At 63.6% G+C, this 6,625-nt stretch carries 9 protein-coding genes and 1 riboswitch; of the genes, 2 read left to right on the forward strand and 7 right to left on the reverse strand.

Features of this window, described 5'->3' with window-relative positions:
• The first annotated feature begins 87 nt into the window (after positions 1 to 87).
• Positions 88 to 747 (forward strand): transglutaminase-like cysteine peptidase, encoded by a 660-nt coding sequence (locus WC739_RS23690; protein ID WP_372955424.1) that lies wholly within the window; start codon positions 88 to 90, stop codon positions 745 to 747.
• 10 nt (positions 748 to 757) lie between these two features.
• On the opposite strand, the gene WC739_RS23695 is transcribed toward WC739_RS23690, so the two are convergent.
• From WC739_RS23695 to WC739_RS23725, 7 genes are all read right to left on the reverse strand, one after another.
• Entirely contained in the window at positions 758 to 1,993 is a 1,236-nt protein-coding gene (locus tag WC739_RS23695) for a class I SAM-dependent RNA methyltransferase (protein WP_372955425.1), read from the reverse strand.
• Positions 1,990 to 2,754, reverse strand: a complete 765-nt coding sequence (locus tag WC739_RS23700; protein WP_372955426.1) for a TlyA family RNA methyltransferase — start codon at positions 2,752 to 2,754, stop codon at positions 1,990 to 1,992. The genes WC739_RS23695 and WC739_RS23700 overlap by 4 nt, the downstream gene beginning before the upstream one ends.
• A 106-nt stretch (positions 2,755 to 2,860) precedes the next feature.
• Complete coding sequence (locus tag WC739_RS23705) at positions 2,861 to 3,145, reverse strand: hypothetical protein (RefSeq protein WP_372955427.1); 285 nt, start codon at positions 3,143 to 3,145, stop codon at positions 2,861 to 2,863.
• Between the two features lie 243 nt (positions 3,146 to 3,388).
• Positions 3,389 to 4,309 (reverse strand): pirin family protein, encoded by a 921-nt coding sequence (locus WC739_RS23710; RefSeq protein ID WP_372955428.1) that lies wholly within the window; start codon positions 4,307 to 4,309, stop codon positions 3,389 to 3,391.
• A 30-nt stretch (positions 4,310 to 4,339) separates the two neighbouring features.
• On the reverse strand, positions 4,340 to 4,606 hold the full coding sequence (locus WC739_RS23715) for a DUF2277 domain-containing protein (protein WP_372955429.1): 267 nt from the start codon (positions 4,604 to 4,606) through the stop codon (positions 4,340 to 4,342).
• 95 nt (positions 4,607 to 4,701) lie between these two features.
• The gene (locus tag WC739_RS23720; RefSeq protein WP_372955432.1) at positions 4,702 to 4,953 is read right to left on the reverse strand and encodes an exodeoxyribonuclease VII small subunit; all 252 of its coding nucleotides are present in this window, start codon (positions 4,951 to 4,953) and stop codon (positions 4,702 to 4,704) included.
• A gap of 3 nt (positions 4,954 to 4,956) precedes the next feature.
• On the reverse strand, positions 4,957 to 5,883 hold the full coding sequence (locus WC739_RS23725; RefSeq protein WP_372955430.1) for a histone deacetylase family protein: 927 nt from the start codon (positions 5,881 to 5,883) through the stop codon (positions 4,957 to 4,959).
• Positions 5,884 to 6,004: 121 nt separating this feature from the next.
• Positions 6,005 to 6,185, forward strand: a riboswitch (cobalamin riboswitch).
• A gap of 19 nt (positions 6,186 to 6,204) precedes the next feature.
• Here WC739_RS23725 and WC739_RS23730 point away from each other — a divergent pair.
• Positions 6,205 to 6,625 (forward strand): nitroreductase family protein (locus WC739_RS23730; protein WP_372955431.1); only part of this gene is annotated, 421 nt, incomplete at its 3' end.

Genomic DNA, 6,625 nt, shown 5'->3' on the forward strand with positions numbered 1-6,625 from the left:
CGTTAGGAATTTGTTAAGTCTTTAAATGTCTGGGCTGCGCTCCCATAAAAGCGCGGATCCAGCCTTTGTTGTGGTGGTGATCTGGCCATGCGGCGTTCCCCCGGCGTTCTGACTTCATCGTTCCTGCTCGGGCTGGCTTCGTTCATTGGCGCGACATCGCTTCAGGCCGGTTCGGCAGAAGCACAGTCGTGGTTCAAGACGCGATCGACGCAGTCTTCCGCCGCCGTTGGCGGAAGCACGAGCGTTCCCTACGGGTGGATCGATTTCTGCCACCGCCGGCCAAGAGAGTGCAAGGTGCCCGCCTTGCCGGCCGCCGATATCAAGCTCACAGCCCGGAATTTGAGCGTTCTCAAGCGCGTCAACCAGAAGGCGAACAGTTCTATCAAGCCGGTCAGCAATTTCGATCATTGGGGCACGATGATGGACCACTGGGATTATCCGGTGGACGGCAAGGGCGATTGCAAGATTTACGCGCTCTACAAGCGCAAGCTTCTCTTGGAGGCAGGCTTCCCCCGGCAGGCGCTGCTGATGACCGTTGTGCGCGACCTGAACAATGAAGGTCACACCATCCTGACGGTTAAGACCGACAAGGGCGATCTCGTCCTGGACAATATGGTCGATGAGATCAGGCCGTGGAACGCGACGGGTTACTATTTCCTCAAACGCCAGTCACAGCAGAACCCGAACACCTGGGTCTCTATCAACCAAAGGGGCGGCACGCCCAAACGGCTGTCGAAAAGCTCGTAGCAGCCTCAAGCTACCGCCGGCGTCTCGGCTTCTCCAGCAACGCAACCGCCTCGACATGCGGCGACCACAGGAACTGGTCGATCGGCGTCACGCTTTTCAGCGTGTACCCCCCGTCCAGCAGGATATGCAGATCGCGCCCGAGCGTCACCGGATTGCATGACACGGCGGCCACGAGCGGGACATCCGAACGGGCGATCTGCTTCGACTGGTCCTCGGCGCCCGCCCGCGGCGGGTCGAACACCAGACCGTCGAAGGCGTTCAATTCCTTGAATGTCAGCGGCCGGCGGAACAGGTCGCGGCGCTCGCCCGTCACCCGCTTGAGGCCTGTCGCGAAACGCGATCCGCGATCGAGCGCCGAAAGCGCCGCCGCATCGCCTTCCACCGCATGAACTTCCGACTTCGCCGCCAGCCGCAGCGCGAAGCTGCCGCAGCCGGCGAAAAGGTCGGCTACCTTCCTGGCACGCTTCAGATGGTCGCCAACGATATCGGCCATCGCCTGTTCTGCGGCCTCCGTCGCCTGCAGGAAGGCGCCCGGGGGCGGGGCAACCGCGACATCGCCGAACATGACGACCGGCTTTCTGGGTTCGATGACGATCTCGTCATCGATCGACAGCCTGGCAAACCCCTGGGCCATGATGAAGTTGGAGGCGACCCGGCGCTGGTTCTCGCCCAGTTTGCCCGACTCATAGACCGCGACATCAAGCCCTGAACCCGTCACCGTCACCGCCATCCGGAACGATTTCGTGGTGGCGCAGACCAATTCGGCAAGCGCTCTCAGCCGGTCAAGCGCGGCGACGATCTCCGGCAGGGAAATCGGACATTCCGATATGGAGATGATTTCCGGCGACAGATGACGATGGAAACCCAGCGCCATGCCTGCATCGGTTCGGCGGGCGGCAAGCACGACACGGCGGCGCGTGTGTGGCGCACACGCCACCAACACCCCGATTTCGGAGGTGACGCCCCTGAGCGCGTGGACCACCTTCTCGCGTTTCCATTGCCGGTAGGCTTCGGCTTCGAGATGCTGGAGGGCGCAGCCGCCGCACTCCGTGAAATGGCGGCAGGCGGGGGCAATTCGCTCAGGCGAGGCTTCCAGCACGGCCATCAGCGTGGCGCGATCCCTCTCGCGCGCGGCGTTGACCACCTCGCCGGGCAGCGTGAAGGGAATGAACAGGTCGCCGCTTTCGGTCTCGGCGATGCCGTCGCCCTGGGCGCCAAGTTTTCTGATGGTGAAGCGCGTGCTCATCGGTCCTTGATCCCTCCGAGCAGGAATTCACGGTTTCCGTCGCCGCCTTCGATCGGCGACAGATGCAGCCCGAGCGAGCGCCAGCCGGGCACTGTATCCAGCCAATCCTGCAACACGCCGGCAACCCGGGCGGCATCGTAGGGGTCTTTCAACAGACCACCCTTGCCGATGGCTTCGCGGCCTGCCTCGAATTGCGGCTTGACCAGAAACATGGCTACGGCACCAGGCTTTGCGATGGCGAGCGCCGGCGGCAGCGCCAGCTTCAGCGAGATGAAGCTGACATCGGAAACGATGAAGTCCGGAATACGGCCGGCCAGATCGGCGGCTGTCAGGTCGCGGGCATTCAGGCCCTCGATGACCGTCACGCGCGGATCGCCGCCAATATCAGGGTGGATCTGGCCATGGCCTACATCGATCGCCGTGACATGGGACACGCCGCGTTCGAGCAGCACCTGGGTAAATCCCCCGGTCGACGCGCCGATGTCGAGGCCCTCGCGGCCAGACGGATCGAGCCTGAAATGGTCGAGCCCGCCGATCAGCTTGAGCGCCGCGCGAGAGACATAGGCTTGCGCCGGATCGTCGATGGCGACCAGGCAATGCGGCAGAACGTTCTGGCCGGGCTTGCGGGCAACGACACCGTCGACCGTGACCGTGCCGCGCTCGACCGCATCGCGCGCACGCGATCGGCTGGCAAACAGGCCGCGCTGGACGAGCAGGTCGTCAAGCCGCTGGCGTTTGCTGGCTGGCAGGGGCGAATTCATCGGCCTTCATGGCGAAAGGTGGCCGCGAAGGCAAGGACGTTGGGCCGAAACATGGAACATCGTTGCCGTGTTGCCGTCACTGTCTTTTGGACGCCCTTGCGCCAGCCTAGAAAATGGTTCGTGAAACCTGGCGCTCGACGGCCGGGGACAGACCATCGTTTCGATCCCCCGAAGCCTGCTCGCGCGGATGTTTGGCGGCGGGCGGCGGCACGGGATCGGGAAGCACCACACGCTGTGGCACCTGCTTGTAGGAGAAGCCGCCGCGTATGTCGCCCATCCTGCTGGCGACTATCCCTATTGCCGCCTTTTCGAGATTGCGGTCGTAGCGTGGCTCCGCCTCCGCCGGCGCGACGGCGGCCAGAAAGGCGACGCCGCACAGAAGTGTTTTCATCATATTGTCGTCTCTCTGCCCTTGGCGTTGACCTAGCAGGGTGCCGTTGAAAAACGGCCAAGAGACAGGGTAAGCAAAACGCCAAACGGCAGTGTTAACAGTGCGTTATAGACCCAAGCCGGCAAACTGAATCAAGCCCTTGAGATACTGGCTAAAGCGCGGTGGGCAGGGCCGATAGTCCCAGGTCCTTAAAGGCGGAGCGCGCACGAAGCGAGCGACGTCTGGCGACGCCGCCTAAGGCCCCTAGCTCTCCGGCAACGGAATAAACTCTTCCGCGTCACCGGGAACGATGTCGAAGCGGCCCGTCTTCCATTCTTCCTTGGCCTGTTCGATGCGCTCCTTGGAGGACGAGACGAAATTCCACCAGATGTAACGCTTCGAGCCCAGCGAGGCGCCGCCGAACAGCATGAAATGCGCGCCGGTGTTCGACGAGACGACGATCTCGTCGCCCGGCCGGAACACCAGAAGCCGTTCGGCTGGAAACACATCGCCTGAGATCGTGACCTCGCCCTCCAGCGTGTAGATGGCGCGTTCTTCGGCATCGGGCGGGATCTTCACGCTGGCCCCCGGCGTCAGTCTGAGGTCGGCATAGAGCGTCTCGGAGTCGGCCCTCACCGGGGACCGCAGCCCCTGGAAATCTCCGATGACGACGCGGCCGGTGACCCCTTCGGCATCGATCTCAGGGAGCCTGAGTGCCGCGGTGTTCTCGAACACGGGTGCCACTTCCTCCTTGCCGTCCGGCAGTGCCAGCCAGGTCTGCAGGCCGGAGATCGACATCGGCGCGCCGCGCAGTTCTTCCGGCGTGCGCTCGGAATGGACGATGCCGCGCCCGGCGGTCATCAAATTCACGTCGCCGGGCTCAATCACCATTTCGGTGCCCAGCGAATCGCGATGCCTTATCTTGCCATCGAACAGATAGGTCACCGTCGACAGGCCGATATGCGGATGCGGACGGACATCGAGCGCCTGGCCTGCCCGCAGGATCGCCGGACCCATGCGATCGAAGAAGATGAACGGGCCGACCAGCCGCCGCTTGGCGGTCGGCAGGGCACGACGCACCTCAAAGCCGCCAATGTCCTTGGCGTTCGGGATGACCATCAGTTCGATCTGGTCGCTGGCGAAGGCATCGCCGGCTTCAGGGTCTTTCCCGGGGAAGAAGCTCATGAACCCTCCTGGTCAGCGGCCAAGCATGCCTCAGGCGAACCGGACCGCCGATTTTGCCCGCAATTTGGCTGCAACCTCTTCGCGATTGCGCGGGTGCTGATGGGTTTCAAGCGAATCGAGCAGTTCGCGCGCCGATGCCGCGATGGCCTCGACCGCATGGTCGAACGCGTGCTGATTCTGCTTCGACGGCCGTGTCGTTCCGCTCAGCTTGCGGACGAACTGAAGGGCCGCGTCGCGGACTTCGTCATTGGTTGCCGGTGGATCGAAATTGAACAGGGTCTTGATGTTTCTGCACATCGCTTCCGTATCTCCTCTCATCCCTTGGCCGTTCGATCGGAACAAACGTTATCCTCGAACCTGACCTGTCCACAACCAGTGAGACTGTTCCGGCCTTACTCCGCGTCGAGCGGCTCCGTTCCGACCGGCTTGCCGTCTCGCGACAGCCTGATCTTCTCGACCTTGTCCTCGGCAGCCTTCAGCAACCGGTCGCAATGCGCCTTCAGCGCCTCGCCGCGCTCATAGATCCTGATCGACTGGTCAAGGGCCACGTCGCCCCGCTCCAGATCATCGACGATCTTTTCCAGCGCGTCGAGTGCCTGCTCGAAGCTCATCGCCTTGACGTCTTCGTTGATCTCACCGGCCATCATTCATCCTTTCATCAGTCGCGCGACATGAGCGGCGACCGAAAATGCCAGTCCCTGCAGATCATAGCCGCCCTCGAGCAGGCTGACGAGCCGGTTGCCGCTATGGCGGGCCGCACGCTGCATCAGCTGTCCGGTCGCCCAGTCGAAATCGTCCTCGGTCAGGTTGATCTCGGCCAGGGGATCGCGGTGATGCGCGTCGAAGCCGGCCGAAATGACGATCAGGTCGGGCGCGAAATTGTCGAGCGCCGGCAGCACGCGCGACAGGAAGGCGTCGCGAAACACCTCGCTGCCGGTCCGCGGCGCCAGCGGCGCGTTGACGATGTTGCCGGCGCCGGTCTCGCTCTTCGCGCCGGTGCCCGGATAGAGCGGCATCTGGTGCGTCGAACAATAGAGCACCGACGGATCGTCCCAGAAGATATCCTGCGTGCCATTGCCGTGGTGTACGTCCCAGTCGACGATTGCGACACGCTCGGCGCCATGCGTCTTCTGCGCATGGCGCGCCGCAATCGCGGCCGTGTTGAAGAAGCAGAACCCCATGGCCGTGTTCTTTTCGGCATGGTGGCCAGGCGGCCTCGCGGCGACGAAGACATTGTCGGCGCGACCCGCGAAGACGTCGTCCACGGCTGCGTTGGCGGCGCCGATCGCGGTGATCACCGCCTGCCAGCTCTTCGGGCTGGCGGTGGTGTCGGCGTCGATGCGGGCGATGCCCTCCTGGGGGATGCCGGCGCGCACGCGGGCGACGAAATCGGCGGGATGCGCGTAGAGGATGGTGGCTTCATCGCCCTCCGGCGCCTCGACGCGATCGAGCTCGGCGAACGCCTCGTCGTCAAGCACGCGCTCTATGGCGCGCAGGCGGTCCGGCCTCTCGGGGTGGCCGGGCGGCGTGAGGTGCTCGAGGAAGATCGGGTGCGTATAGAGACGGGTGGTCATCGTCCCTATCTAGTGCCCCGGCGCGGCTATGGCCATGCGTTGAGGCTCGATGGCTGGGGAAAATCATGCCAGCGTCGTCACGTGTCGCACCGGGCATTGGCGTAGCCGGCGCTTTGGCATAGGATTGTCCTTACTGCCTGGTGCCCGCCGCGAGCGGGAGAATCGGGAACACGGTTGAACTCCGTGGCGTGCCCAACGCTGTGAGGGGGACCGCGCCGGTAAATGCCACTGTCGATGACGGGAAGGCACCGGAAGCGGGTTGATCCCGAGCCAGAAGACCGGCCTGGCAGGCATCGTCATCCGCATGGTCAGGCGGACGACATGGATCGCAATCGCAAGGGACACGCGATGCCGCAAACCATGACCGTTCACGATGACGACGGATTCGACCAGGCAGCGCGCGACGCGGTATACCGCGCCATGTTCACGCGCCGCGATGTGCGCAGTCATTTCCTGCCTGCCGCGCTCGATGATGCGGTGCTGGCGCGGCTGCTGCTTGCCGCGCACCACGCGCCGTCGGTCGGCTTCATGCAGCCATGGAACTTCATCGTCATTCGCGATGCAGAGCGGCGGGAAAAGGTGCGCGACCTTTTCCTGGCCGCACGTGACCTGGAATTGCCCGCGATCGAAGCCGAAAGACAAGCGCTCTACCGCAAGCTCAAGCTGGAGGGCATCTGCGAAAGTGCGCTCAATATCTGCATCACCTGCGACCGCCATCGCTCGAGGAATTCACCGCTGGGGC

The organism is Mesorhizobium sp., assembly GCF_041661565.1.
Taxonomy (GTDB): Bacteria; Pseudomonadota; Alphaproteobacteria; order Rhizobiales; family Rhizobiaceae; genus Mesorhizobium.

What these genes read in the sequence shown, in the direction of transcription:
- WC739_RS23715 (WP_372955429.1), bottom strand. Translation starts at nt 4,606, where the DNA reads ATGTGCAGAAACATCAAGACCCTGTTCAATTTCGATCCACCGGCAACC.
- WC739_RS23690 (WP_372955424.1), top strand. Translation starts at nt 88, where the DNA reads ATGCGGCGTTCCCCCGGCGTTCTGACTTCATCGTTCCTGCTCGGGCTG.
- WC739_RS23705 (WP_372955427.1), bottom strand. Translation starts at nt 3,145, where the DNA reads ATGAAAACACTTCTGTGCGGCGTCGCCTTTCTGGCCGCCGTCGCGCCG.
- WC739_RS23700 (WP_372955426.1), bottom strand. Translation starts at nt 2,754, where the DNA reads ATGAATTCGCCCCTGCCAGCCAGCAAACGCCAGCGGCTTGACGACCTG.
- WC739_RS23695 (WP_372955425.1), bottom strand. Translation starts at nt 1,993, where the DNA reads ATGAGCACGCGCTTCACCATCAGAAAACTTGGCGCCCAGGGCGACGGC.
- WC739_RS23725 (WP_372955430.1), bottom strand. Translation starts at nt 5,883, where the DNA reads ATGACCACCCGTCTCTATACGCACCCGATCTTCCTCGAGCACCTCACG.
- WC739_RS23720 (WP_372955432.1), bottom strand. Translation starts at nt 4,953, where the DNA reads ATGGCCGGTGAGATCAACGAAGACGTCAAGGCGATGAGCTTCGAGCAG.
- WC739_RS23710 (WP_372955428.1), bottom strand. Translation starts at nt 4,309, where the DNA reads ATGAGCTTCTTCCCCGGGAAAGACCCTGAAGCCGGCGATGCCTTCGCC.